24 protein-coding genes are annotated in these 24,493 nt (G+C 55.2%); 14 read left to right on the plus strand and 10 right to left on the minus strand.

Going from position 1 to position 24,493, the window contains the following annotated elements; genetic code table 11:
* Positions 1 to 124: 124 nt before the first annotated feature.
* A complete protein-coding gene (recQ, locus tag GEAM_RS19180; RefSeq protein ID WP_034794813.1) occupies positions 125 to 1,957 on the plus strand; it encodes an ATP-dependent DNA helicase RecQ in 1,833 nt (610 codons plus the stop codon).
* A gap of 37 nt (positions 1,958 to 1,994) precedes the next feature.
* Positions 1,995 to 2,624 (plus strand): threonine export protein RhtC, encoded by a 630-nt coding sequence (rhtC, locus tag GEAM_RS19185; protein WP_034794816.1) that lies wholly within the window; start codon positions 1,995 to 1,997, stop codon positions 2,622 to 2,624.
* A 63-nt stretch (positions 2,625 to 2,687) separates the two neighbouring features.
* Here rhtC and rhtB read toward each other — a convergent pair whose 3' ends face one another.
* Entirely contained in the window at positions 2,688 to 3,308 is a 621-nt protein-coding gene (gene rhtB, locus GEAM_RS19190) for a homoserine/homoserine lactone efflux protein (protein WP_034794819.1), read from the minus strand.
* A gap of 105 nt (positions 3,309 to 3,413) precedes the next feature.
* Here rhtB and pldB point away from each other — a divergent pair, with 105 nt between their 5' ends.
* Positions 3,414 to 4,403, plus strand: coding sequence for a lysophospholipase L2 (gene pldB, locus GEAM_RS19195; RefSeq protein WP_034794822.1), 990 nt, complete (start codon positions 3,414 to 3,416; stop codon positions 4,401 to 4,403).
* Between the two features lie 51 nt (positions 4,404 to 4,454).
* The gene (yigL, locus tag GEAM_RS19200; RefSeq protein WP_034794824.1) at positions 4,455 to 5,264 is read left to right on the plus strand and encodes a sugar/pyridoxal phosphate phosphatase YigL; all 810 of its coding nucleotides are present in this window, start codon (positions 4,455 to 4,457) and stop codon (positions 5,262 to 5,264) included.
* A 66-nt stretch (positions 5,265 to 5,330) separates the two neighbouring features.
* On the opposite strand, the gene glpQ is transcribed toward yigL, so the two are convergent.
* The 4 genes from glpQ to GEAM_RS19220 all read right to left on the minus strand — a co-directional run bounded on the left by glpQ (position 5,331) and on the right by GEAM_RS19220 (position 9,516).
* Positions 5,331 to 6,413, minus strand: coding sequence for a glycerophosphodiester phosphodiesterase (glpQ, locus tag GEAM_RS19205; RefSeq protein WP_034794827.1), 1,083 nt, complete (start codon positions 6,411 to 6,413; stop codon positions 5,331 to 5,333).
* 3 nt (positions 6,414 to 6,416) lie between these two features.
* The gene (gene glpT / locus GEAM_RS19210; protein ID WP_034794829.1) at positions 6,417 to 7,769 is read right to left on the minus strand and encodes a glycerol-3-phosphate transporter; all 1,353 of its coding nucleotides are present in this window, start codon (positions 7,767 to 7,769) and stop codon (positions 6,417 to 6,419) included.
* 395 nt (positions 7,770 to 8,164) lie between these two features.
* A complete protein-coding gene (locus GEAM_RS19215; protein WP_034794830.1) occupies positions 8,165 to 8,731 on the minus strand; it encodes a DcrB family lipoprotein in 567 nt (188 codons plus the stop codon).
* Between the two features lie 113 nt (positions 8,732 to 8,844).
* Positions 8,845 to 9,516 carry a 7-cyano-7-deazaguanine/7-aminomethyl-7-deazaguanine transporter gene (locus GEAM_RS19220; RefSeq protein ID WP_034794831.1) on the minus strand — a complete coding sequence of 224 codons (672 nt, stop codon included), beginning with the start codon at positions 9,514 to 9,516 and terminating at the stop codon, positions 8,845 to 8,847.
* Positions 9,517 to 9,829: 313 nt separating this feature from the next.
* Between GEAM_RS19220 and tusA the strand changes: the two genes are divergently transcribed.
* Positions 9,830 to 10,087, plus strand: a complete 258-nt coding sequence (gene tusA / locus GEAM_RS19225; RefSeq protein WP_034794832.1) for a sulfurtransferase TusA — start codon at positions 9,830 to 9,832, stop codon at positions 10,085 to 10,087.
* Between the two features lie 4 nt (positions 10,088 to 10,091).
* Here the strand turns inward: tusA and GEAM_RS19230 are convergent, their stop codons facing one another.
* Complete coding sequence (locus tag GEAM_RS19230) at positions 10,092 to 12,461, minus strand: zinc/cadmium/mercury/lead-transporting ATPase (RefSeq protein WP_034794833.1); 2,370 nt, start codon at positions 12,459 to 12,461, stop codon at positions 10,092 to 10,094.
* 148 nt (positions 12,462 to 12,609) lie between these two features.
* Positions 12,610 to 13,236, minus strand: a complete 627-nt coding sequence (locus GEAM_RS19235; protein WP_034794834.1) for a lysoplasmalogenase — start codon at positions 13,234 to 13,236, stop codon at positions 12,610 to 12,612.
* 194 nt (positions 13,237 to 13,430) lie between these two features.
* Here GEAM_RS19235 and GEAM_RS19240 point away from each other — a divergent pair, with 194 nt between their 5' ends.
* Positions 13,431 to 13,802 carry a DUF2500 domain-containing protein gene (locus tag GEAM_RS19240; protein WP_034794835.1) on the plus strand — a complete coding sequence of 124 codons (372 nt, stop codon included), beginning with the start codon at positions 13,431 to 13,433 and terminating at the stop codon, positions 13,800 to 13,802.
* A 13-nt stretch (positions 13,803 to 13,815) separates the two neighbouring features.
* Here GEAM_RS19240 and GEAM_RS19245 read toward each other — a convergent pair whose 3' ends face one another.
* Positions 13,816 to 14,094, minus strand: coding sequence for a DUF1145 family protein (locus tag GEAM_RS19245; protein ID WP_034794836.1), 279 nt, complete (start codon positions 14,092 to 14,094; stop codon positions 13,816 to 13,818).
* A 1-nt stretch (position 14,095) separates the two neighbouring features.
* On the minus strand, positions 14,096 to 14,713 hold the full coding sequence (rsmD, locus tag GEAM_RS19250) for a 16S rRNA (guanine(966)-N(2))-methyltransferase (RefSeq protein ID WP_034794840.1): 618 nt from the start codon (positions 14,711 to 14,713) through the stop codon (positions 14,096 to 14,098).
* Positions 14,714 to 14,938: 225 nt separating this feature from the next.
* Here rsmD and ftsY point away from each other — a divergent pair, with 225 nt between their 5' ends.
* The 4 genes from ftsY to rpoH all read left to right on the plus strand — a co-directional run bounded on the left by ftsY (position 14,939) and on the right by rpoH (position 19,408).
* Positions 14,939 to 16,492 carry a signal recognition particle-docking protein FtsY gene (gene ftsY / locus GEAM_RS19255; RefSeq protein ID WP_034794844.1) on the plus strand — a complete coding sequence of 518 codons (1,554 nt, stop codon included), beginning with the start codon at positions 14,939 to 14,941 and terminating at the stop codon, positions 16,490 to 16,492.
* A 5-nt stretch (positions 16,493 to 16,497) separates the two neighbouring features.
* A complete protein-coding gene (gene ftsE, locus GEAM_RS19260; RefSeq protein ID WP_034794847.1) occupies positions 16,498 to 17,169 on the plus strand; it encodes a cell division ATP-binding protein FtsE in 672 nt (223 codons plus the stop codon).
* The gene (gene ftsX, locus GEAM_RS19265; RefSeq protein WP_034794849.1) at positions 17,159 to 18,139 is read left to right on the plus strand and encodes a permease-like cell division protein FtsX; all 981 of its coding nucleotides are present in this window, start codon (positions 17,159 to 17,161) and stop codon (positions 18,137 to 18,139) included. The genes ftsE and ftsX overlap by 11 nt, the downstream gene beginning before the upstream one ends.
* A gap of 411 nt (positions 18,140 to 18,550) precedes the next feature.
* Positions 18,551 to 19,408 (plus strand): RNA polymerase sigma factor RpoH, encoded by an 858-nt coding sequence (gene rpoH / locus GEAM_RS19270; RefSeq protein WP_034794850.1) that lies wholly within the window; start codon positions 18,551 to 18,553, stop codon positions 19,406 to 19,408.
* Positions 19,409 to 19,498: 90 nt separating this feature from the next.
* Here rpoH and panM read toward each other — a convergent pair whose 3' ends face one another.
* The gene (panM, locus tag GEAM_RS19275) at positions 19,499 to 19,882 is read right to left on the minus strand and encodes an aspartate 1-decarboxylase autocleavage activator PanM (RefSeq protein ID WP_034794852.1); all 384 of its coding nucleotides are present in this window, start codon (positions 19,880 to 19,882) and stop codon (positions 19,499 to 19,501) included.
* Between the two features lie 420 nt (positions 19,883 to 20,302).
* Here panM and GEAM_RS19280 point away from each other — a divergent pair, with 420 nt between their 5' ends.
* The 4 genes from GEAM_RS19280 (at position 20,303) to livG (ending at position 24,485) form a co-directional block, all read left to right on the plus strand.
* On the plus strand, positions 20,303 to 21,415 hold the full coding sequence (locus GEAM_RS19280; protein ID WP_034794854.1) for a branched-chain amino acid ABC transporter substrate-binding protein: 1,113 nt from the start codon (positions 20,303 to 20,305) through the stop codon (positions 21,413 to 21,415).
* A 90-nt stretch (positions 21,416 to 21,505) separates the two neighbouring features.
* Positions 21,506 to 22,432: a high-affinity branched-chain amino acid ABC transporter permease LivH gene (livH, locus tag GEAM_RS19285; protein ID WP_034794855.1), complete on the plus strand. Its 927-nt coding sequence runs from the start codon at positions 21,506 to 21,508 to the stop codon at positions 22,430 to 22,432.
* Complete coding sequence (locus GEAM_RS19290) at positions 22,429 to 23,718, plus strand: high-affinity branched-chain amino acid ABC transporter permease LivM (protein WP_034794857.1); 1,290 nt, start codon at positions 22,429 to 22,431, stop codon at positions 23,716 to 23,718. The genes livH and GEAM_RS19290 overlap by 4 nt, the downstream gene beginning before the upstream one ends.
* Positions 23,715 to 24,485: a high-affinity branched-chain amino acid ABC transporter ATP-binding protein LivG gene (livG, locus tag GEAM_RS19295; RefSeq protein WP_034794859.1), complete on the plus strand. Its 771-nt coding sequence runs from the start codon at positions 23,715 to 23,717 to the stop codon at positions 24,483 to 24,485. Before GEAM_RS19290 ends, livG begins: the two co-directional genes overlap by 4 nt.
* Positions 24,486 to 24,493 lie beyond the last annotated feature (8 nt).

The raw sequence follows: 24,493 nt of genomic DNA on the forward strand, positions 1-24,493 counted from the left end.
CCCGTCATACTTCAAGCTACAGGCGCGTTGGCTGCCCGTAACTCGAATTATTTAGGGTAGAAAATCAGTATATATTCTCGGCGCTTTTTTAAGCGCCGGGCGGTTTGAACAGTTGGGGAATTGAGTGTCTACGGCGGCAGTGATAAACAAAGAAGAGCTGGCACAGCAGGTATTACGCGATACCTTCGGTTATCAGCAATTCCGACCGGGTCAGCAGACCATCATCAATGCGGCTATCTCCGGACGAGACTGTCTGGTCGTGATGCCCACGGGTGGCGGTAAGTCACTGTGCTATCAAATCCCCGCGCTGGTGATGGACGGCCTGACGCTGGTGGTCTCTCCGCTCATCTCGCTGATGAAGGATCAGGTCGACCAATTGATGGCCGCCGGGGTAGAAGCCGGTTGCCTGAACTCGACGCAAACCCGCGAACAGCAGATGGAAGTGATGACCGGCTGCCGCACGGGCCGCATCAAAATGCTCTATATCGCCCCAGAGCGCCTAATGATGGGCGACTTTATGGAACAGCTCCAGCAGTGGAATCCGGCGATGCTCGCCGTGGACGAAGCACACTGTATCTCCCAATGGGGGCACGATTTCCGCCCGGAATATCGCGCGCTAGGCCAGCTTAAGCTGCGTTACCCGCAATTGCCGGTGATTGCGTTGACCGCCACCGCCGACGAAGCCACCCGCAGCGACATCGCGCGCCTGCTGGAACTCAACGACCCACTGATTCAGGTCAGCAGCTTCGACCGCCCAAATATTCGCTACACCTTGGTGGAGAAGTTTAAGCCGCTCGACCAGCTGCTGCGCTTCGTGCAAGACCAGCGCGGCAAAAGCGGCATTATTTACTGCAATAGCCGGGCGAAAGTCGAAGACACCGCCGCCCGCCTGCAAAGCCGTGGCTTGAGCGTCGGGGCCTATCACGCCGGTTTGGACAACGAAACCCGTGGCAATGTGCAGGAAGCCTTCCAGCGCGATGATTTGCAAATCGTGGTGGCGACCGTGGCCTTCGGCATGGGGATCAACAAACCCAACGTGCGTTTCGTGGTCCATTTCGACATCCCGCGCAATATCGAATCCTATTATCAAGAAACCGGCCGCGCAGGGCGTGATGGCCTGCCCGCAGAAGCCGTTTTACTCTATGACCCGGCCGACATGGCTTGGCTGCGCCGCTGCTTGGATGAAAAGCCAGCCGGGCCGCAGCAAGATGTCGAGCGCCATAAACTCAATGCGATGAATGCTTTCGCCGAAGCCCAGACCTGTCGGCGCTTGGTGCTACTCAACTATTTTGGTGAAGGCAAGCAGAACGCCTGCGGCAACTGCGATGTCTGCCTTGACCCGCCAAAACGCTATGACGGCCTGCTGGACGCGCAGAAGGCGCTGTCAGTGGTGGCGCGCGTCGGCCAACGTTTTGGCTTGGGCTATGTGGTTGAAGTGCTGCGCGGCGCGAATAACCAACGAATTCGCGAGTATGGTCATGACAAGCTGACGGTTTACGGCATCGGCAAAGAACAGAGCAACGAGCACTGGACCAGCGTGCTGCGCCAGCTGATCCACCTCGGCATGATCATGCAGAACATCGCCATGCACTCCGCCCTGCAACTGACCGAGGCCGCACGCCCGGTGCTGCGTGGGGAAATTCCTCTGCAACTGGCGGTGCCGCGAATTCAGACGCTGAAAATTAAAAGTAGCAGCAGCCAGAAGACCTACGGCGGGAATTACGACCGCAAGCTGTTCGCCAAATTGCGCAAGCTGCGTAAGACCTTGGCCGATGAGAATAACGTGCCGCCTTACGTGGTATTCAACGACACGACATTGCTGGAGATGGCCGAGCAGCTGCCGGTCAGCCCAAGCGAGCTGCTGGATATCACCGGCGTCGGCCAGCGCAAACTCGAAAAATTTGGTCGACCTTTTATGGCGATGATTCGCGATCACATTGATAATGGCGACGAGTGATCTGGGTTCTTTCTTTTTTCCACACTGAGTACGAGCTATGTTAATTCTGTTTTTGACCGTGGCGATGGTGCATCTGATTGCGTTGATGAGCCCAGGACCTGACTTCTTCTTCGTTTCCCAAACTGCCGCCAGCCGTTCTCGCAAAGAGGCGATGATGGGCGTGGTGGGGATTTCACTGGGTATCGTGGTGTGGGCCGGCGTGGCCTTGATGGGCCTGCATCTGATTTTGCAGAAAATGGCCTGGCTGCATGACGTCATCACCATCGGCGGCGGCATTTACCTGTGCTGGATGGGCTGGCAGCTGCTGAAGTCTGCTCGCGCCAAGAAGCAGGCTGGCGTGGAAGCTGAAGCTGAAAAGCCGGTGCAGCTTCCCGCGCGTGGCCGCACCTTTATGCGCGGTTTCCTGACCAACCTGTCTAACCCGAAAGCCGTGATTTACTTCGGCAGCGTGTTCTCGCTGTTTGTGGGTGATGACGTGGGAAGTGGCGAGCGCTGGGGGCTGTTTATCCTGATCATCGCCGAGACCTTTGCTTGGTTCTCGGTGGTGGCGATGGTGTTTGCCATGCCGGTGATGCGCCGTGGGTATCAGCGTTTAGCGAAATGGATTGATGGCGTGGCGGGCGTGTTGTTTACCGGTTTCGGCATCCACCTGATTATTTCTCGATAAGATTTCATCTTGCCTGCGCGCAGCCAACGGACTGCGCGCATTTTGCCTAAGACGTTGTGCTAACTAGGCTTTTCTGGCGCTCGCCAACAACACCGCGACTAAGATAAACAGCGAACCGAAGATACGGTTGAGCAATTTCATCTGTTTGGCAGACTTAATCCAGCCCGAGATATGGGTTGCGAGCATGGCGTAGCCGCTCATGACGATGATATCCACCACAATGGTTGTCACGCCCAGCACCATATACTGACCCGCCTGTGGCGCTTCTGGCAGGATGAACTGCGGGAAGAGCGCGGCAAGAAACACGATGCTTTTCGGGTTGGTGAGATTCACAAACACCGCCCGTTTGAATAGCCGATTTGGCGACAGCGTTTTCGCCATGGCATTAAGGTCTACCGCGCCCGCCGCTCGCCATTGGCCGATGCCCAGCCAGATAAGATAGGCCGCGCCGAACCACTTCAGCACTTCAAAGGCCATGACCGACTGCGAAACCAGCGTGCCCAAGCCGACGCCAACCACCACAATATGGCAGGCCAAGCCGATTTGCTGACCGGCAATCGAGAACACTGAGCCGCGATAGCCGTGACTAATGCCGGTACTCATGGTGTTTATCGCACCCGCGCCGGGGGAAAGACTGAGAATGATTGTGGTAAGAAGATAGGTTAACCACCAGTGCAACGTCATCGAGCGACTCCCTGAAAAGACCATTGTATGGCACAATACGCTATTGTCTAAAAACGGACAATTAACTTAATTCACCTTCCGGTAACGGGGTTCTGGAACCATTTCATGGCATCGAATTTTGCAAAGTGGTTAACGCGAGAGAAGGAATTTTCTGCCTTTGCTACGGGTCCGTTGCTTGATTTCTGGCGCGAGCGCCAAGAGGGTGAATTTGCGGGCGTGGACGACGTGCCTATCCACTATGTTCGCTTCAGCGCCATAGGTAATGACAACATCATTTTGGTGTCACCGGGCCGTATTGAAAGCTATGTAAAGTACCCCGAGCTGGCCTATGACCTGTTCCAATGCGGCTTCGACGTGATTATTGTCGACCACCGCGGGCAGGGGCGATCCGGGCGAATGCTGGATGACCGCCATCGCGGGCACGTGCAGCATTTCGATGATTATATTGAAGATTTGCACCAGCTTTACCAGCGTGAAATCGCGCCGCGCGACTACACCAAGAAGTACATTTTGGCCCACTCGATGGGGGGCGCGATTGCCGCGCTGTTCCTCGCCAAGTATCCGCAAACCTTTGACGCCGCCGCGCTCTGCGCGCCGATGACCGGCATTTATCTGCCGATACCGGGCTGGATATCTCGCCGCATCCTCAACTGGGCGGAGCGCCGACCGCTGCGCCGTGACGGCTATGCGATGGGCACCGGCCACTGGCGGCCGCTGCCGTTTGTGGTTAATCGCTTAACTCACAGCCGCGAACGCTATCGCCGTAATCTGCGTTTTTACGCCGACTACCCCGAGCTTCAGGTGGGCGGGCCAACTTATCACTGGGTGAAGGAAGGTATCAAGGCGGGAATGCATATTCTGCAACAAGCCGAAAATATCACCACACCCCTGCTATTATTACAGGCAAGCGAAGACCGGGTTGTGGATAACCGGTCGCATCTTGCTTTTTGTCAGGCAATGGCCGTTGCGGGGCACCCTTGTGAAGGGGATGAACCCTTGGTCATTGAAGGCGCGCGCCACGAGATCCTGTTTGAACGGGACGACCTGCGGGCAAAGGCGCTCGATGCCATTATGCGCTTTTATGCGCGGCATTAACTCGCGGCGGACTGCCGCGCCCAACTCCATCTGAGGTTAGAATTTACCGTTATGTATCATGTTGTTGCTTCCGATTTAGATGGCACACTGCTGTCACCCGACCACACACTGAGCCCGTACGCCAAAGAGACGCTGAAGATGTTAACCCAGCGCGGCGTGCATTTCGTCTTTGCCACTGGCCGTCACCATATCGACGTGGCGCAAATCCGCGACAACCTTGAGATCAGCGCCTACATGATCACCTCTAACGGTGCGCGGGTGCATAACACCGAAGGCGAGCTGATCTTCTCGCACAATCTGGACGAAGACATCGCCGGTGACCTGTTTGGCATCGTTCATGACAATCCAAATATCCTGACCAACGTGTATCGCAACGATGAGTGGTTTATGAATCACGATCGCGACGATCAGGATCAGTTCTTCCGCGAGTCGGTCTTCAAATACAAGCTGTATCAGCCGGGCCTGCTGGAGACTGACGGCATCTGCAAAGTCTATTTCACCTGCGACAGTCATGAAGAGTTACTGCCGTTGGAAGAGGCGATCAATGCTCGCTGGGGCGACCGCGTGAACGTCAGCTTCTCGCTGCCGACTTGTCTGGAAGTGATGGCGGGAGGCGTCTCTAAGGGCCACGCGCTGGAGCAGGTTTCTAAGCTGATGGGGTATTCGCTGCAAGACTGTATCGCCTTTGGCGATGGCTTGAATGACTTGGAAATGCTGACCATGTCCGGCAAAGGTTGCCTGATGAGTGGTTCGCTGCCGCGCCTGAAAGCCGCCATGCCGGATGCTGAAATCATTGGCTCCAACGCCGATGACGCCGTGCCGCACTATCTGCGCAAAATGTATCTGTCCGAACCAGCGTAAATTCGGTTCTGCGAAAGCAAAAAAAAGCGGGCAGGGTGAAAACCTTGCCCGCTTTTTAATGGCGTTTTACTGCTGTGGCTGAGTCTGCTGGTGTTCTAAATAACTCACCGCTTTGTCCGGGAAGTCAGTGAACAGGCCGTCGACGTGGGCTTGCTGATAAAGGATCTTATACAGCGAGTCGACGTTTTTGGCGTACTTTGGCAGATCATCGGCGCGAACGGTAAACGGATGCACCACCATGTTGCTGGCGTGCGCTTCCGCCGTCATTGGCGTCAGCTTCACGTTGTCCGGCGTGGAGTCGGTTTCCACCAGCATGTGGTAGTCAGGCCCGATACCGTCGGCGTACTCGGCAATCTTCTTCATCGCGCCCGGCTTGAACATCCAATCGTAATTGTAGTTCACCCACTTGCCGTCTTTCTGCTCCTGCGTCTCATCCCACTTGGTGTAGGCGATCAGCTGAACCAGCTTCAGGTCCATGCCCATTTTCGGCTCAAGCTCATTCTTAATGCGTTTCAGCTCGTTCGGGTCGAAGCATTGCAGATAGACATTGCTGCTTTTGCTGGTGTAGCCGTACTGTTTGAGCACTTCAAGCACCTTGGCGGAGATGTCCTTACCTTCCTGACGGTGGAACCACGGCGCTTTGATCTCGGTGTAAATCCCGACGTTTTTGCCGGTTGAATGGTTCAGACCCTGAACGAATTCAATCTCTTCCTGGAAGGTGTGGACGCGGAAATCAGACTTGCCCATCGGGAAACGCCCCGGATAGGTTTGCACCTGCTTGCCGTCTTTAATATCAAAGCCTTCGGTGAATTTCAGCGATTTGATTTCCGCCAGCGTGAAGTCGATGGCGTAGTAGCGGCCATCTTTACGCGCCCGGTTCGGGAAGCGCTGGGCGACATCAGTGACGCGATCCAAATAGTGGTCATGTAAGACGACCAGCTGGTCGTCTTTAGTCATTACCAAGTCCTGCTCAAGGAAGTTAGCGCCCTGTGCGTAAGCCATGGCTTTCGCTGGCAGGGTATGTTCCGGCAGATAGCCGCTGGCACCGCGATGCGCGATAACAATCGGCTCGGCCGCGCTGGCGTAACAAGACGTGGCAATCAAACTCGCCAACAGGGTGCCTTTTACTATCTTAGTTAAACGGTTCATCCGTTATGCTCCTTTTGCTAGGTTTGCTTTGTGTTTGTTCTCGCTCAACATAGTCATAATCAACAGGATAACCGCCAGCACGCAGCCGCCAATCATCACCATAAAGCCGCCATCCCAGCCGAAGTAGTCAACGGTATAGCCAACAATCGCGCTCGCCGCCACTGAACCTCCCAGATAACCGAACAGGCCGGTGAAGCCCGCCGCGGTACCCGCCGCTTTCTTCGGAGCCAGTTCCAGCGCGTGCAGACCAATCAACATCACCGGGCCGTAAATCAGGAAGCCGATGGTGATCATACAGGCCATGTCGATGCCCGGGTTGCCCACTGGGTTCAGCCAGTACACCACGGTGGCGATAGTCACCAGCACCATGAAGAACACGCCGGTCGCGCCACGGTTGCCTTTAAACACTTTGTCCGACATCCAGCCGCAAAGCAGGGTGCCCGGAATACCGGCATATTCGTAGAGGAAGTAGGCCCAAGAGGACTTATCCAGCGCGAAGTGCTTCACCTCTTTCAGATAGGTCGGTGACCAGTCGAGGATGCCGTAGCGCAGCAGGTAAACGAACACGTTGGCGAGGGCGATGTACCACAGCAGCTTGTTCGGCAAGATGTACTGCATGAAGATCTGCTTGGTGGTCAGCTCTTCCTCGGACTTCTCTTTGTCGTAGTCCGGCGGATAGTCGTTTTTGTATTCTTCAATCGGCGGCAGGCCGCAGGATTGCGGGGTGTCTCGCATAGTGATGAAAGCGAAAACCGCCAGCGCGATAGCCGCGAAAGCAGGCATATACAGCGCGGCTTTCCAGTCGTTAAACCACGCCATACCCAGCAGGAACAGCAGCGGAGGGATACCACCACCGACGTTATGCGCGCAGTTCCACACCGACACAATCTGCCCGCGCTCTTTCTGAGACCACCAGTGAACCATGGTGCGCCCGCACGGCGGCCAGCCCATACCTTGGAACCATCCACAAAGGAACAGCAGCACAAACATAATGGCGATACTGGAAGTAGCCCAAGGCACGAAGCCCATGAACAGCATCACCGCCGCCGCCAGTATCAGGCCCGCTGGCAGGAAAACGCGCGGGTTGGAACGGTCAGAAACCGAACCCATGATGAATTTCGAAATACCGTAGGCGATGGAGATACCGGACAGGGCAAAACCGAGGTCACCACGGGTGAAACCTTGATCAATCAGATAAGGCATGGCCAGCGCGAAGTTTTTGCGCACCAGATAGTACGCGGCGTAGCCGAAGAAAATCCCCATGAAGATCTGCCAACGCAGGCGGCGGTAAAGGGGATCAACATGGTCGTCTGCCACGGGAGCCTTATGGGCTGCGGGCTTAAAGATACTGAGCATAAACGCCTCCAATGGCATAGATCAGAGCCACTCTCATGAGCGACTGGCGATAAAACTGAACCTTTCATGTTCTATAACGAACGCCATGCTAGCGATATGCGCGTATGCGAACTGTGATAGATGACAGAATTGTTACAGTTTTATGAAACAGGAGGCGGATTTTGCGGGATTGATTAACAATTGGAAATACGTAATAGCCCATTTTAGCCGACGAAGATCACATTTCTGGGTTTTAAGCTGCGCAGAAATTCACCGTGGCGCGGTTTTATTCGTTTTTGCGCGAATAAGTCCATAGAGAGGGTAATGTTTTAGTGTGAGGAGGGGTGACAGGAACTCGGGAGCTGGAAAGTAAAAAGCGGGGCAATAAGCCCCGCTCTGGCAATTCTCAATCTGACTTACTGGACTTTCAGCGTATTGATAATAGCTTCAGCGTCGGTTTGCGCCTGCTGCTGGTTATCGGCTGGCAGAGAGATTTGAATGGTCAGCAGATGGTCGTCTACTTTGCCCAAAATGATGGAAGAGTAGGCTTGCTGACCTGCTGAAGAGATGATGCTGTCGTACTGCTGCAACGTCTGCCCGTTGACCTGAATCGACTTATTGGTCACCACTTGCAGGTTGGTATCACGCGCGCGCTGCTGGTCTTGCAGGCGAGTTGCCAGCACTTCCAGCGACTCAGTGGTGTTGTCGCCAAGAATAACAATCACCGCTTTCTGGCCAGTTTTGTCAGCGTAAACGTGCATATTGTTGGCCTGACTGCCGAGCTTGCCGCTCTGGTCACTCATTCCCTGTGGCAGGGAGAAGGTCACTTTGCCGTCGAGCAGGCTTACCGGCACCGCCGTGGTGCTGGCAGCCGCCGCAGGCGCGCCCTTGTCGGCAGCGGCTTTATCGCTGGTATTTCCATCGCAAGCCGCAAGACCTGCAATCAGCACCGCCATTCCTGCAAATTTCACTAAGTTACGCATAAGGCATCCTTTGATTTTAACGCGCCATAGATTCTTGATTTAACTATATGTATGGCAACCCATTCCCTTGATAAATGCAAGTCAGATTATGCCTTGATTTGTGTCGCTTGCGATTAGTGTGAACTCAGTGGAAATCGCGCGTCATGGCCGCTCTGCGACAGGCGTTTGAGCAGCATATTGAGCAGCACGCCGTACATTGGCAAGAAGAACACCAGACAGATCAGCACTTTGAAGGCGTAATCCACCATCGCGATCTCCACCCAGTGGTCGGCCATAAAAGCATTGCTGCTTTTGTAGAAGGCGATAAAGAAGAACGACAGGGTGTCGCTGATGTTGCCCAAGAACATGGCGGCGGCGGGCGCAATCCACCAGCGGCGCATCTGGCGCAGACGGTTGAAGACGTGCACGTCGAGGATCTGCCCCAGCACGTAAGCCATAAAGCTGGCGGTGGCGATACGGGCAACCATGATGTTGACGCTGCTCAAGGCTTCAAACCCTTGCCACTGTGCTTCAAAGAACAGGGCGGAAATCACGTAGGAGATCACCAGCGCGGGCATCATGACCGACAAAATAATGCGACGAGCCAGCGGCGCGCCAAAAATACGCACGGTCAGGTCGGTTGCCAGAAAGATGAACGGGAAGGTGAAAGCACCCCAAGTGGTGTGCAGGCCGAAAGCGGAAACCGGCAGCTGTACCAGATAGTTACTGGAAGTGATGATGGCGATATGGAATAAAGATAGCCATATCAACGCATTAAAGCGCTGTTGCTCTGTGAACGAATACATAGATTGTGGCCTTTTTATACCCTGCATCTGCTCGCTGACGCCTTTGGCGGCAACGCATGATGTCGAGTGTTGTTGATTGGGGTGAGGGAACCCAATGTTTTTCGGTTATAGGTGCGCGACTGTTTTGTGAATTCACTCTGTCAATGAACTCATAATAAAGCGCGCGGCGCGCATGTTAACTGTTTAGGCAGCTAATGCAATGGTTAATTTTAGCGCAATCGTTGGCGCAGGTTGCTCCTGAAAATCTGCGGCGTATACTCGTCATCCTTCAAAGCGCGGCGGCGTTGGCCGTGCCCAAGACGTGAGACAGACCATGAATGATCCCTTTTTGAATCCTGACCACCAGTTAGATGCGTTAGGTTTGCGCTGCCCCGAGCCCGTGATGATGGTGCGTAAAACGGTGCGTGGCATGAAAGACGGCGAAACCCTGCTGGTGATCGCGGATGACCCCGCGACCACCCGCGACATTCCGGGTTTCTGCCGTTTTATGGAACATACTTTGCTAGCGGCCGACACCGAACAACTGCCGTACCGCTATTTGCTGGCGAAAGGGCTTCTCCTGCCGGAGTAACTGCTTACTGTTTCTGCTTGCGCAGTAGGCGCAACGCGTTGGCGGTGACCAGCGCGGTTGCCCCAGAGTCAGCCAGCACCGCCAGCCACAGTCCGGTTAACCCCATCAGTGTCGTCACTAGGAAAATCGCCTTCAGCCCAAGTGCAATGGTGATGTTCTGGCGAATATTGGCGCGGGTGGCGCGCGACAGCTTAATCATCTCCGCCAGACCACTCAGGCGATTGTGGGTTAGCGCGGCATCTGCCGTTTCCAGCGCCACGTCGGTCCCGCTGCCCATCGCAATACCAATCCGCGCCGCCTTCATGGCCGGTGCGTCATTGATACCATCCCCCACCATTGCTGTCGGGTACTTGGCGTTCAGCGCGGTCACCGCGTCGACTTTATCGGCTGGCAGCAGCCCGGCGCGATAATCAATGCCCAGTCGAACGGCAATGGTTTTGGCGGCACGCGGGTTATCGCCGGTCAGCATGACGGCAGAGACTCCCAGCGCTTTCAGCTCGGCCAGCGCGCTCACGGCGTCGTCGCGCAGCTTGTCCTGCATGGCGATCAGGCCGATAGCCTTACCCTCTTGCAGCACGGCAACCACGGTTTTGCCCGCTGATTCCCATTCGGCGATTTGGCGCAGGCGCTCTTCGGTGACGTTTTCACTCGCCAGATGCTTCGGCGCTAAAACCTGAACCTTCTTGCCGGAAACGACCCCTTCGACACCAGATCCCGCCAAGGCGCGACGGTCTTGCGCGTTGAGCGTCAGGGAGTTCTCCTCAGCCGCGCGGTTGATAATGGCCAGTGCCAGCGGGTGATGCGAACCCGCTTCCACTGCTGCCGCCAGACTCAGCATCTCGTTATCGCTCACGCCGTCGAACGTCTGAACGTCGGTGACTTCTGGCTTACCTTCGGTCAGGGTGCCGGTTTTATCCAGCGCCACGGCTTGAATCACGGCTAACTGCTCCAGCGCCGCGCCGCCTTTAATCAGCGCGCCCTGTCGAGTGGCCGCCGCCAACCCGGAGGTAATGGCCGCCGGAGTGGAGATCACCAGCGCGCACGGGCAACCAATCAATAGCAGCGTCAGGCCGCGATAAATCCAGGTTTCCCACGGCAGACCCATCGCCAGCGGCGGGATCAAAATCACCAGCAGCGACATCAGCATGATGGCTGGCGTGTAGTAACGGCTGAAGGTGTCGAGGAAGCGTTCAATGGGCGCGCGGCGCTCGTCGGCTTCTTCAATCAGTTGCAGAATACGGTCAATGGCGCTGGCACCCGGCGCTGACGCCACGCTCAGCCTTGCTACGCGGTCGACGCACAGGCTACCGGCGGGGATTTTCTCGCCGGGCTGGCGTTCGACCGGAACGGACTCGCCGGTCAGGGCGCTTTCATCAAAGCTGGCCGCGCTGTCGAGCAGCAGGGCGTCGGTCGGCAAGCGCCCACCTGCGGCAACTTCAATCACATCGCCGGGGCGCAGTTCGCTTACCGGAACGCTGACGGGCGTGCCTGCGACCACTTTCATCGCGCTATCGGGGATCAGCGCCATCAGCGATTTCACACCGCTGCGCGCGCGATTCGCGGCAAATCCTTCCAGCCGCTCGCCAATCATAAACAGCAGCAGCACCATCGCGGCTTCGGCCGTCGCGCCGATAAACAACGCGCCGAGCGCGGCGACGCTCATCAGGGTTTCAATGGTAAAAGGCGAGCCGGAGCGCGTGGAGCGAATCGCCTGACGCAGCACTGGCCACAGTCCGACCAGCGTAGTGGCGACGAAGGCTATCTCTCCCAGACGCGGACTGGCTTTGCTCAAGGCCCAGCTCACTGCCATCAGGACGACCAGCACCAGCAGTGGCGCATACTCTTTTAAGAAAGAGGGGGTTTTCTCCGGGGCGGCTTGGGCCGACGCAGACTGTGAATTCAGGGATTGCAGGGTAAAACCGGCATCCGTCACGGCTTGTTGGACTTGCGGGGAGATGTCCGTGGTGGCGTTCACCAGCAGTTTTTCGGTAGAGAATTGAACCTTAACGCTATTCACGCCGGTTATCTTATTCACTGCGGTTTCAATGGTGCGGGCGCAGGCAGGGCAGTCCATGCCGGACACTTTCCAGCTTAATTGCTGGCCTAGCCCGCTGGGATCGCTCTCTTCGTCGGCCGTTCCGCCGCCGTCGTCTGTAGAAGTTGGTGAGTGCTCACTGGGTTGTGTTGCACAGCTTTCTGATGCGCAGCAAGCCGAGGCCGCGAGCGGCGCTTTATCGCTACAGCAGTTCGCCGGGTGCGGCTCGCTGTGGGCTTTTTCACTGATTTTATTAATGCGCAGCATGGTTGTTGGCTTGCCGCATTTGTCAGACGCGCAGCCGCAACGGCTGGTGGCGTGTTTTTGTGGTTGTAACATACTGCCTCCTGTCGAAACAGAGTGGGATTGCCGACAGTCTAATCCTTGGAGTCAACTCCAAGGTCAAGAAGAAAAAGCGTAGGAAGTTACAGGGCAGGAAGTTACAGGAGAAGTGAAAAGGCGGAGCCAAGCGGCCCCGCGCAGAGGATTAGAGGTAGAGCGAGCGAACAATCAGGAAGTGACCGCCGAAATAGCAGGCTGCGACCAGCGCGTCCGCCGCTTTGAACTTGAAGCGATAGCGGCTCACCAGCCAGAACACGTTGCCGAGTAACAGCAGCATGGTGCCGCACAGCAGTGAGAAAGCCAGATCGGTGCTGCGCGCGAAATACTGCTCGCCCGCCAGCCACACCATTAACAGCGTCATGGCGATGTAGGTCGACACCGCCCAGCGCAGCTCCGCCAGCCGCGACCAGATAACCGCCAGCAGCACCACGCCAATCACAATCAGCGCCAACGGCAGCGGCCAGAAGAAGGTCAGCGTCATCTGGCTAGCAAAGCTCAGGGTATAGAGCAGATGCGACAGGAAGAAGGCGCCGATGGCGTAGAGGAATCGCTCCTCTGGCAGCAGCAACAGGCCGTCTGCCACCAGCGTGGCCGCCAGACCCAGTAAGATCAGATAGCTATAAACATTCAGCTCCGGCGCTTGCCAGGCTAAAAGCAGCAGCAGTAATAAGGTGACGGGTTTGAACAGCCAGCGCTGCCAGCGCGGACCACGATAGCTGGCATCAACGTATAACCAGCCAGAGAAAAATACGGCAAGAAATGGCCAACTCATTGTTTATCCTTTTTTTAAATAAAACTCAGGCTAACATCTGCCTGTCAGGAAACCGTCCTGTGTTGATTTCAGTGTAGGAGACAGCGCGCCTCGCCGACAATCAGAATCCACCGCGCATTAGTGCAATTGCCCTACATTTGCCGCTAAAGTGACGGAACAAAACTGTTCCCATCATCAGAGAAGAAACCTGAACCATGAGCAAACCGCCGATGATTTTCCTGCTGGTTTTGGTGGTGATTGCCTTTTTCGCCACCCGCCAATACCTGCACCAGCGCCGTGAAAATGCGGATAACGATGCGGCTCCGCTGAAAGAAATTGCCGTGGAAGTGACGGCTAAACGGGACTATCTCTCCCCTAATCGTCGTTCGCGCCAGAGGGAGGAGATCCCGGTGGAAGACCGCAACTATGAAGCCTACTTCAAGCCTCTGGCCGGTGGCAGTGAGATAAAGTTAAAAATCGAAATGAAAGATTACGACGGCTTGGCGAAGGGCCAGAAGGGAGTCTTGCAGGTGAAAGGGACAAGGTTTATCGCTTTCGCGGCAGATGATGGCACACAAAAGCGATAACCTGTTGAAATGATTACTTCTTCGGCGGCAGCGGTGGCTGCTTTTTCTGCCATGCCAGCAGCTCGAACACGCCAAACAGGAAGATGCGCAGCTGGAGCCAGCCACCAATCTTGTTCTGATCTTTACCTTGGGTGGCTTTCAGCAGCATGATTTGCAGGCCGTGCATGAAGAACATGAACACCATGGCGACGTCGAGGAAATACTTCATCGGTTTTGGAAACGGATGAATGATATTCATCAGCAAAAATGCCCAGATGCACAGCATCAACAAGCGACCCACGTTAATTAACATATTACTGCTCCTGTTCAGAATCTTCTTCGCCAGCGTTCGGCGTAATATCTCGATGGTACAAACGGTAAGCCACTTGCCCGGCGACTTTTTCACGATGCAGACGCCAGCCCGCAGGCACTGGGATTGCACCGTGCTCGACTTCCGCTTCGACATAAATCCAGGCTTCATCAGCCAGCCAGCCCTGCTGTTCCAGCAAGGTCAACGTTTCTAGCAAAATGCCTTTGCGGAAAGGCGGGTCGATAAACACGATATCAAAGGGCGTGCCGCTCCTAGCCAGCCAATTCAACGCGTTGGTGTTCACCACCGTGGCGTCTTTGGCATTGAGCACTGCCAAGTTCTTCTCCAATTGCTGAGCAACCGGGCGTTCGAACTCCAGCAGGGTGGCGCTTCCTGCATAGCGGGAGAGGGCTTCGATACCCAGCGCGCCGCTGCCTGCGAAGCAGTCCAGACAGCGTGCTCCTTGAATCATCGGCGCCAGCCAGTTAAATAACGTTTCGCGCACGCGATCGGTAGTCGGACGCAGGCCGGGGCTGTTCGGCACCGGTAATTTGCGCCCGCGCCACTGGCCGCCAATCAGTCGAATTTGACCTGCGGCGGCGGTATTAGGTTTTTTCGCCATATTTCGCTTCAGTATTACGCCGTCAGTGCAGCGCGCTAGTAAATCAGTTGCCGCTATTCTACTGGTGTGCCGCCGTTGGGGAAACATTTAACATTCCTGATTGAATACTCTCCGTAAATCAATACGCGGGTGTGTAGGGGGCGGGTGGAAAGTGATAGACTGCAAGGTATTATCCTATTAACAATCCGTTCGCCCTGAATTAACGGCGAGGAGTGAAGTTGTAAAATGGCAAAAGATAAAAAACGCGGTTTTTTCTCCTGGTTCGGGCGTGGCCGTCAGGAAGAAGAGCAGCAAAAAACCGAAACGCAGGAACAAGAAGCTCACATTGAACAGCCGGAACCGGTTGTTGAATCCCCTTCCTCAGACAGCTTGCCGCATGAAGAACCTCTGCATGAAGACGTTCAGCAAGAAGAAGCTCAGCCAGCAGAAGCGCAATCGGTAGAAGCGCCCGGCGTTCCGGTCGAAGAGCATCCCGGCGAGTGGGACACCACCACCAGCGCCGAAGCTGCGGTGGAAATCGAACCTATCTATGAGCCAGTGCATGAACTCCCTGCCGAGCCGGTTCTTGATGAAGTGTCCGCAGAAGAAGCCGTTGCCAAAGATTTAGCCGCCGAAGAACTGGCAGAAGAGATTGTTGCCGTCACCGAGCAGGTTGCCGTCGAGCAGCATGCAGAGTTGGTGGAAGACGAATTCGTTGAATCTGCTGAAGAAATCGCCGCTGACCAGCATCAAGACGATATCGACACCATCGACGATGCCGTCGTTGCCAAAGAGCTGGCGGAAGAAGAGCCGCTGCCTGTCGCGCTGGAACCTATCATCACCCTGCCAGCCAGCGAAACCGAGCAAGATCGCCCGACCAAAGAGGGCTTCTTCGCCCGTCTTAAGCGCAGTCTGGTCAAAACTAAGCAAAATCTTGGCTCAGGCTTTATCAGCCTGTTCCGCGGCAAGAAGATCGATGACGATCTGTTCGAGGAGCTGGAAGAGCAGCTGATCGTCGCCGACGTGGGTGTCGAAACCACACGAAAAATCATCACTTCGCTGACCGAACACGCCAGCCGCAAGCAGTTGAAAGACGCGGACGCGCTGTACGGCAAGCTGAAGGAAGAAATGTCCGAAATTCTCGCCAAAGTTGATCAACCGCTGGATGTCAGTGGCAAAAGCCCGTATGTCATTCTGATGGTTGGCGTAAACGGCGTCGGCAAAACCACCACTATCGGTAAATTGGCGCGCCAGTTTGAAGCCGAAGGCAAATCGGTGATGCTGGCGGCGGGCGACACCTTCCGCGCGGCGGCAGTTGAACAGCTGCAAGTGTGGGGCCAGCGCAACAAGATCCCGGTGATTGCTCAGCACACTGGCGCAGATTCCGCCTCGGTGATTTTCGACGCCATTCAGGCCGCCAAGGCCCGTGGGATCGACGTTTTGATCGCCGACACCGCCGGGCGTTTGCAGAATAAATCGCACCTGATGGAAGAGCTGAAGAAGATTGTCCGCGTCATGAAAAAACTGGACGAAGACGCCCCTCATGAGGTTATGCTGACGCTCGATGCCAGCACCGGCCAGAATGCGGTAAGTCAGGCAAAATTATTCAATGAAGCCGTGGGTCTGACCGGTATTACTTTGACTAAACTGGACGGTACTGCCAAAGGCGGGGTTATCTTCGCTATCGCCGATCAGTTTGAAATTCCTATCCGATACATCGGGGTAGGTGAAGGCATCGAAGATTTACGGCCATTTAAGGCTGACGATTTTATTGAGGCACTTTTTGCCCGAGAGGATTAATACGGATGATTCGCTTTGAACAGGTCAGTAAAGCTTATCTAGGCGGGCGACAGGCGCTGCAAGGCGTCGATTTTCACATCCAGCAAGCTGAGATGGCTTTCCTGACAGGTCATTCCGGCGCGGGTAAAAGTACCCTGCTGAAATTGATATGTGGGATTGAACGCCCGAGCGCCGGACACATTTTGTTTGGCGGCCACGACATTAGCCGCCTTAGAGCCAGCGAAGTGCCGTTTTTGCGTCGCCAGATTGGCATGATTTTTCAGGACCACCACCTGCTGATGGACCGCACGGTGTATGACAATGTGGCGATGCCGCTGATCATCGCCGGAGCCAGCAGTGAAGATATTCGCCGTCGCGTCTCTGCCGCTTTGGACAAAGTGGGGCTGCTCGACAAAGCGAAGAACTTCCCGATCCAACTCTCCGGTGGTGAACAGCAGCGCGTCGGCATTGCCCGCGCCGTGGTAAATAAACCTGCGGTATTACTGGCCGATGAACCGACCGGTAACCTCGACGATGCGCTGTCTGAAGGCATTTTGCGTTTGTTTGAAGAATTCAACCGTGTAGGCGTGACCGTTTTAATGGCAACTCATGATATGGCACTGATTGCCCGTCGTAACTACCGTACTCTGACCCTGAGTCAGGGGCGTATGGCGGGAGGCACGCATTATGGCCAATAGCCCTAATCCGACCAAAACAGCCAAAAGCGCACGCGCCGCGAAAAGCAAAGCCCTACAGGGCGGCTGGCGCGAGCAGTGGCGCTATGCGTGGATGAACGCCTTGGCCGATATGATGCGCCAGCCGCTGGCAACACTGCTGACTATCATGGTGATCGCGATTTCCCTGACGCTGCCGAGCGTCTGCTACTTAGTATGGAAGAACGTCAGTACCGCCGCCGAGCAGTGGTACCCGACGCCGCAACTGACGGTTTACCTCGACAAAGCGCTGGATGACAACGCGGCCGAGAATGTCATTAAGGCATTGAAAGCTGAGGCGGGCGTCGACAAGGTCAACTACTTGTCACGCGATGAAGCCATGGGCGAGTTCCGCAACTGGTCTGGCTTTGGCGGCGCGATGGACATGCTGGAGCAGAATCCACTGCCTGCCGTGGCGATCATCACGCCGAAGATGAACTTCCAAGACTCCAACACGCTCAACACCTTACGCGACCGCGTGGCGGCCGTGCAGGGCGTTGATGAAGTGCGAATGGATGACAGCTGGTTTGCAAGGCTGGCAGCCCTCACCGGCCTTGTCGGGCAGGTGGCGGCGATGATTGGCGTGCTGATGATTGTTGCGGTGTTCTTGGTTATCGGCAATAGCGTGCGGTTAAGCATCTTCAGCCGCCGCGACACCATCAACGTGATGAAGCTTATCGGCGCGACCGACGGCTTTATCCTGCGGCCTTTCCTTAACGGCGGCGCGATGCTTGGCTTCTGCGGTGCCTTGCTGTCACTGATCCTTTCCGAAGCCTTGGTCTTGCGCTTAGAAAGCGTGGTGACGCAGGTGGCGAAAGTGTTCGGCACCACCTTTGACCTGCACGGCCTCGCGTGGGATGAAAGCCTGCTGTTACTGCTGATTTCCGCGATGATTGGCTGGATCGCCGCGTGGCTGGCGACCGTACAACATTTACGGCGATTTACACCACAATAGTGATTTTTTGATATACTCTTCTCCTGCTGCAAAGGATCCTGTGCAGGGGAAGAGCTGATTTAGCGTTCCAACATCTTGTCTTACATCTCTTCCTCCCCTGAAAGCACGAATTCCCTATCCGGTAGCCGGTTCGTCACATAAAGTCGCTAAGCTGCAATTGCGCAGATTAGGAACTTTACGTGCAATTCGCGGTCTTAGAGTGTGGTAAAAATTTACCCGCTGGTGGTGAATTGACGCACTGACTCTCGCCAGGCTTGCAGCAAAGATGAGTGAGAAAAGAAGTATTCAGAAAAGCAGTAAATATGAAGGGCTCTGCGTTGTTTTTGTTAGTACGCCGTTAGGGCAATGCGGTATTCACTCCGCAGCAACGCATTATAAAACCTGCATAACGTCATACATGAGAGGCTTTGAATGACAAAAGAAATGCAAACTTTAGCATTAGTTCCCCAAGGTAGTCTGGAAGCCTATATTCGGGCCGCCAACACTTATCCTATGCTCACCGCAGAGGAAGAACGGGCGCTGGCTGAACGGCTGCATTACGATGGTGATCTGGAAGCAGCGAAACATCTGATCCTGTCTCACCTGCGCTTTGTTGCTCACATCGCCCGTAACTATTCAGGCTACGGTCTGCCACAGGCTGACCTTATCCAAGAAGGTAACATCGGCCTGATGAAAGCGGTTCGCCGCTTCAACCCAGAAGTGGGCGTGCGTCTGGTCTCCTTCGCGGTGCACTGGATCAAAGCAGAGATTCACGAATACGTGCTGCGTAACTGGCGTATCGTGAAAGTCGCTACCACTAAGGCGCAGCGCAAGTTGTTCTTCAACCTGCGTAAAAACAAACAGCGTCTGGGCTGGTTCAGCCATGACGAAGTGGAGCACGTTGCTCGCGAGCTGGGTGTGACCAGCAAAGACGTTCTGGAAATGGAATCACGCATGGCCGCACAGGACATGACGTTTGACCCGACTCCTGACGATGAACCACGCGACGGTGCCGCGATGGCTCCGATGCTTTACCTGCAAGATAAGAGTTCAGACTTCGCAGAAAGCATTGAGGAAGATAACTGGGATCGCGACGCAACCGACAAACTGACCTATGCAATGGAAGGTTTGGACGAGCGCAGCCAGGACATCATCCGCGCTCGCTGGTTAGATGACGACAACAAAACCACCTTGCAGGAGCTGGCCGACAAGTACGGCGTTTCCGCAGAGCGTGTTCGTCAGCTTGAGAAGAACGCGATGAAGAAACTGCGTCTGGCAATTGAAGCCTAAGCAGCACTTCAGCAGCTGGACTCCAGCAAATAAAGAAAAAGCGACCTGCGGGTCGCTTTTTTTATGCCTAAATTTCAGCTTTCAAGCCGCTTAGCGATTGCGTTCCCAGCCATCGGCGGTTTTATGGAATTTGCAGGCCAGCATAAAGGCATCAAGCACCGGCTCGGCGGCAGCTTTCATCGTCCAGTGGCTGATTTCTGGCATCTGCGCCAGCGTATCCTCTACCAGATATAAGCCCACGCCCCGGCGACGCGTCACTTCGCGCACCAGTAAGTCCTGCATTTCGGCACTTTCACCCTCCAGACTGACTTTAACCGCCGCCAGCAGACGCTCATTAAATTTTGCAGCGAACAGGGCGCGGTTGCCGCTGAGCCAGCTCTGCCACTCGGCTGGGGATTGCTCCGGCCAGATTTTTTCCAGATCTAACACGTCTTGTGGACTAAGCGAATCGAGTTTTTGAATGGTTAATTTCATGAGGCAAACAGGCAAATAAACAGGCGCACATTATAGCGGATTGCCCGCCAGCGGGGCGCGTAACTTTTTTTGTACAGTAACAGAGCAAAAACTTTTTCGGCGATCCAACTATAAGCGATAAATGTTGGCTTTAATCAATAAAGGCAGCGTTAACCGCTGTCGCTGAGTTGCATTGCCGCATTTACACCCAAATAAAATTCTGTTTACACCTCTTGTTTCTGACTGTGACATTTGATTTGCAGCAGAATATTCCTGTTTAATGGCATGAAAAATAAAGTCTTATTTAAAAATAAGACCCTATAAGCCGCTAACATATTATAACTTATAATAAATTTCTAAAGTGACGATATTTTAAGCAGGCGAGAAGTGCCAAAACAACACAACAAACACACATCACAAATCATTAGATGGGGTAGCAGGATGAATATGAAATCAGGAAAAGTATTGCTGGCTGGCTGTATCGCACTGGCAATGAGCCAAGCCGCCGTGGCGAAAGACATCAAAGTCGCCATCGTTGGCGCCATGTCAGGCCCGGTAGCGCAATACGGCGACATGGAGTTCACCGGCGCAAAACAAGCTATCGCTGATATCAATGCTAAAGGTGGCATCAAGGGTGACAAACTGGTTGGCGTGGAATATGACGACGCCTGTGACCCGAAACAAGCCGTGGCCGTGGCCAACAAAGTGATTAACGACGGTATCCGCTACGTTATCGGTCACCTCTGCTCTTCTTCTACTCAGCCTGCTTCTGACATCTATGAAGATGAAGGCGTGCTGATGATCACCCCGGCGGCAACCAACGCTGACCTGACTACCCGTGGCTACAAGCTGATTATGCGCACCACCGGTCTGGACTCCGACCAGGGTCCAACGGCGGCGAAATACATCCTCAATACTATCAAGCCGCAGCGCATTGCCGTGGTTCATGACAAGCAGCAGTACGGCGAAGGTCTGGCGCGCTCTGTGCAAGATAGCCTGAAGAAAAATGGCGGCAACGTCGTGCTGTTCGAAGGTATCACCGCAGGCGACAAAGACTTCTCCACGCTGGTGGCGCGTCTGAAGAAAGAGAACGTCGATTTCGTTTATTTCGGCGGCTACTACCCGGAAATGGGCCAGATCCTGCGCCAGTCAAAACAAGCGGGCCTGAATGCTAAATTCATGGGCCCGGAAGGCGTGGGTAACTCCTCTCTGTCGAACATCGCCGGTGACGCTTCTGAAGGCATGCTGGTGACGCTGCCAAAACGCTATGACCAAGTTCCCGCTAACCAGCCAATCGTTGATGCGCTGAAAGCCAAGAAACTGGACCCAACTGGCCCATTCGTCTGGACTACTTACGCCGCTCTGCAAGCTCTGACTACCGGTATGGAACGCAGCGGAAGTATGGAACCAGCTGACATCGCCAAAAACCTGAAATCTCAATCTGTGGATACCGTGATGGGCCCGCTGAGCTGGGATGAGAAGGGCGACCTGAAAGGCTTCGAGTTCGGCGTATTCGAATGGCACAAAGACGGCACTTCTACCCCAATTAAATAATAACCGCAGCAAAGTGGTTCTTCGCTCCCTCCCCCTCGCCGGGGAGGGAGTTGCACCAGTCATCAAACCCTTGAAGTAAAAGGATAGGGTATGTCAGAGCAGTTCCTATATTTCATTCAGCAGATGTTCAACGGCGTGACGTTGGGCAGCACCTATGCGCTGATCGCCATTGGCTACACCATGGTTTACGGCATTATCGGCATGATCAACTTCGCCCACGGCGAGGTGTATATGATCGGCAGCTATGTCTCCTTTATTGTCATCGCCGCGTTAATGATGATGGGGATCGATGCCAGCTGGTTGCTGATCGGCGCCGGATTCATCGCTGCGATTGTGATCTCCAGTGCCTACGGCTGGAGTATTGAGCGCGTGGCCTATAAGCCAGTGCGAAATTCTAAACGCCTGATTGCGCTGATCTCCGCCATCGGGATGTCGATATTCCTGCAAAACTACGTCAGCCTGACCCAAGGTTCGCGCGACCTCGCGCTGCCAAGCTTGGTCACCGGCCAGTGGACGCTCGGCGTCGCCAACGGCTTTGCCGCGACTATCAGCACCATGCAGCTCATCATCTGGATTGTGACTTTTGTCGCCATGCTAGCCCTGACGCTGTTTATCCGCTATTCCCGCATGGGCCGCGCCTGTCGCGCCTGCGCCGAAGATTTGAAAATGGCCAGCCTGCTGGGTATTAGCACTGACCGCGTGATCTCCCTGACCTTTGTTATCGGCGCATTGATGGCGGCGGTGGCGGGGGTTCTGCTGGGGCAATTCTACGGCGTGATTAACCCGTACATTGGCTTTATGGCGGGGATGAAAGCCTTTACTGCTGCGGTCCTCGGCGGCATTGGTAGCATTCCGGGCGCGATGATTGGCGGCCTGATTTTAGGCGTGGCCGAAGCCCTGACCTCGGCCTATCTCAGCACCGAATACAAGGACGTGGTGTCGTTTGCCCTGCTGATCGTGGTGTTGCTGGTGCTGCCAACGGGCATCTTGGGTCGCCCGGAGGTTGAGAAAGTATGAAGCATCTCAACCTGTTTAACGCGCTGCTCTCCGCCTTCGTTTTACTGGTTTTAGCCTCCTTTATCATGGGGCTGCAACTGAGCCTTGATGGCACCAAGCTGGTGGTGAACGGCGCAGGAGAAGTGCGCTGGACGTGGATTGCCATCGGCTGCGCCGTGGTGTTCGTCTTCCAACTGTTCCGCCCGCTGATGAGCAGCGGCCTGAAGAAAATCTCTGGTCCAAGCTTCGTCTTGCCGAGCTTTGATGGTTCAACGCCGAAGCAGAAACTGCTGGCGCTGGTACTGATTATTGCCGCCATCGCGTGGCCTTTTATTGTCTCGCGCGGCACGGTGGACATCGCCACTCTGACCCTCATCTACATCATGCTTGGCCTCGGCCTGAACGTGGTGGTTGGGCTGTCCGGCCTGCTGGTACTGGGCTACGGCGGTTTTTACGCCATTGGTGCCTACACCTACGCGCTGCTCAACCACTATTACGGCATCGGTTTTTGGGAAGCGCTGCCGCTGGCCGGTCTGGTTTCCGCCGCCTTTGGTTTCTTGCTCGGTTTCCCGGTGCTTAGGCTGCGCGGCGACTATCTGGCGATCGTCACCCTCGGCTTTGGGGAGATTGTCCGCATCCTGCTGCTGAACAACACCTCCATTACCGGCGGGCCGAACGGCATTAGCCAAATTCCAAAACCGACGCTGTTTGGGCTGGAGTTTAGCCGCACCGCGCGCGACGGAGGCTGGGACACCTTCAGCAACTTCTTCGGCGTGGCCTATGACCCGAGCGACCGCATCATCTTCTTATATATGGTGGCGCTGCTGTTGGTGGTCCTGACTTTGTTTGTCATTAATCGCCTGCTGCGCATGCCGCTGGGCCGCGCGTGGGAAGCTCTGCGCGAAGATGAAATCGCCTGCCGCTCTCTGGGCCTTAACCCGACGCGCATCAAGCTCACCGCCTTTACTATCAGCGCCGCGTTTGCCGGTTTCGCCGGAACGCTGTTCGCCGCGCGTCAGGGCTTCGTCAGCCCGGAATCCTTCACCTTCGTCGAGTCGGCCTTCGTGCTGGCTATCGTGGTGTTGGGCGGCATGGGCTCGCAGTTTGCGGTGATTCTGGCGGCTATCCTGCTGGTGGTGTCGCGCGAACTGATGCGTGATTTGAACGAATACAGCATGTTGCTGCTCGGTGCATTGATGGTTCTGATGATGATCTGGCGTCCACAGGGCCTGTTGCCGATGAAACGCCCGCAATTGAAATTGAAGTTGTCGAAAAGACAAATCGCCGACAAAGGAGAGCAAGCATGAGTAAGCAACCTCTCTTGTCAGTTGAAGGGTTGATGATGCGTTTTGGCGGCCTGCTGGCGGTGAACAACGTGGCGTTAAACCTCAATCAGGGCGAAATCGTCTCGCTGATTGGCCCGAACGGTGCCGGTAAAACCACGGTGTTTAACTGCCTGACCGGTTTTTATAAGCCAAGCGGCGGCACCATCAAGCTGCGCGACCAGCATCTTGAAGGTTTGCCGGGCCAGAAGATTGCCCGCATGGGCGTGGTGCGGACTTTCCAGCACGTGCGCCTGTTCCGCGAAATGACCGTGATTGAAAACTTGCTGGTGGCACAGCATCAGCATCTTAAGAGCGGCATGTTGGCTGGCCTGTTTAAAACGCCGGGCTTTCGTAAAGCCGAGGCCGAAGCATTGGACCGCGCCGCCGACTGGCTGGAGCGCGTCGGTTTGCTCGAACTGGCTAACCGCCAGGCGGGGAATCTGGCCTATGGTCAGCAGCGCCGACTGGAAATCGTCCGTTGCATGGTGACGCGCCCGGAGATCCTAATGCTCGACGAACCCGCCGCTGGGCTTAACCCGCGCGAAACGGAAGAGCTAAACCAGCTGATCGCCGAGCTGCGTAACCAGCACAAGGTGTCAGTTTTGTTAATTGAACATGACATGAAGTTGGTGATGGGGATTTCAGACCGCATTTACGTGGTGAATCAGGGAACGCCGCTGGCACAGGGTACTCCGGCAGAAATTCGTAATAACCCAGACGTCATTCGTGCGTACTTGGGCGAAGGGTAAGGGGCAGA

The organism is Ewingella americana ATCC 33852 (genome assembly GCF_000735345.1).
Lineage (GTDB): Bacteria > Pseudomonadota > Gammaproteobacteria > Enterobacterales > Enterobacteriaceae > Ewingella > Ewingella americana.

Coding starts and splice junctions, on each gene's coding strand:
- GEAM_RS19245 (WP_034794836.1), bottom strand. CDS start 14,094: ATGTTAATTAACGTGGGTCGCTTGTTGATGCTGTGCATCTGGGCATTT.
- GEAM_RS19230 (WP_034794833.1), bottom strand. CDS start 12,461: ATGTTACAACCACAAAAACACGCCACCAGCCGTTGCGGCTGCGCGTCT.
- GEAM_RS19290 (WP_034794857.1), top strand. CDS start 22,429: ATGAAGCATCTCAACCTGTTTAACGCGCTGCTCTCCGCCTTCGTTTTA.
- pldB (WP_034794822.1), top strand. CDS start 3,414: ATGGCATCGAATTTTGCAAAGTGGTTAACGCGAGAGAAGGAATTTTCT.
- rhtC (WP_034794816.1), top strand. CDS start 1,995: ATGTTAATTCTGTTTTTGACCGTGGCGATGGTGCATCTGATTGCGTTG.
- panM (WP_034794852.1), bottom strand. CDS start 19,882: ATGAAATTAACCATTCAAAAACTCGATTCGCTTAGTCCACAAGACGTG.
- rsmD (WP_034794840.1), bottom strand. CDS start 14,713: ATGGCGAAAAAACCTAATACCGCCGCCGCAGGTCAAATTCGACTGATT.
- GEAM_RS19235 (WP_034794834.1), bottom strand. CDS start 13,236: ATGAGTTGGCCATTTCTTGCCGTATTTTTCTCTGGCTGGTTATACGTT.
- tusA (WP_034794832.1), top strand. CDS start 9,830: ATGAATGATCCCTTTTTGAATCCTGACCACCAGTTAGATGCGTTAGGT.
- GEAM_RS19220 (WP_034794831.1), bottom strand. CDS start 9,516: ATGTATTCGTTCACAGAGCAACAGCGCTTTAATGCGTTGATATGGCTA.
- rpoH (WP_034794850.1), top strand. CDS start 18,551: ATGACAAAAGAAATGCAAACTTTAGCATTAGTTCCCCAAGGTAGTCTG.
- livG (WP_034794859.1), top strand. CDS start 23,715: ATGAGTAAGCAACCTCTCTTGTCAGTTGAAGGGTTGATGATGCGTTTT.
- GEAM_RS19280 (WP_034794854.1), top strand. CDS start 20,303: ATGAATATGAAATCAGGAAAAGTATTGCTGGCTGGCTGTATCGCACTG.
- ftsE (WP_034794847.1), top strand. CDS start 16,498: ATGATTCGCTTTGAACAGGTCAGTAAAGCTTATCTAGGCGGGCGACAG.
- rhtB (WP_034794819.1), bottom strand. CDS start 3,308: ATGACGTTGCACTGGTGGTTAACCTATCTTCTTACCACAATCATTCTC.
- glpT (WP_034794829.1), bottom strand. CDS start 7,769: ATGCTCAGTATCTTTAAGCCCGCAGCCCATAAGGCTCCCGTGGCAGAC.
- GEAM_RS19215 (WP_034794830.1), bottom strand. CDS start 8,731: ATGCGTAACTTAGTGAAATTTGCAGGAATGGCGGTGCTGATTGCAGGT.
- yigL (WP_034794824.1), top strand. CDS start 4,455: ATGTATCATGTTGTTGCTTCCGATTTAGATGGCACACTGCTGTCACCC.
- ftsX (WP_034794849.1), top strand. CDS start 17,159: ATGGCCAATAGCCCTAATCCGACCAAAACAGCCAAAAGCGCACGCGCC.
- livH (WP_034794855.1), top strand. CDS start 21,506: ATGTCAGAGCAGTTCCTATATTTCATTCAGCAGATGTTCAACGGCGTG.
- GEAM_RS19240 (WP_034794835.1), top strand. CDS start 13,431: ATGAGCAAACCGCCGATGATTTTCCTGCTGGTTTTGGTGGTGATTGCC.
- ftsY (WP_034794844.1), top strand. CDS start 14,939: ATGGCAAAAGATAAAAAACGCGGTTTTTTCTCCTGGTTCGGGCGTGGC.
- glpQ (WP_034794827.1), bottom strand. CDS start 6,413: ATGAACCGTTTAACTAAGATAGTAAAAGGCACCCTGTTGGCGAGTTTG.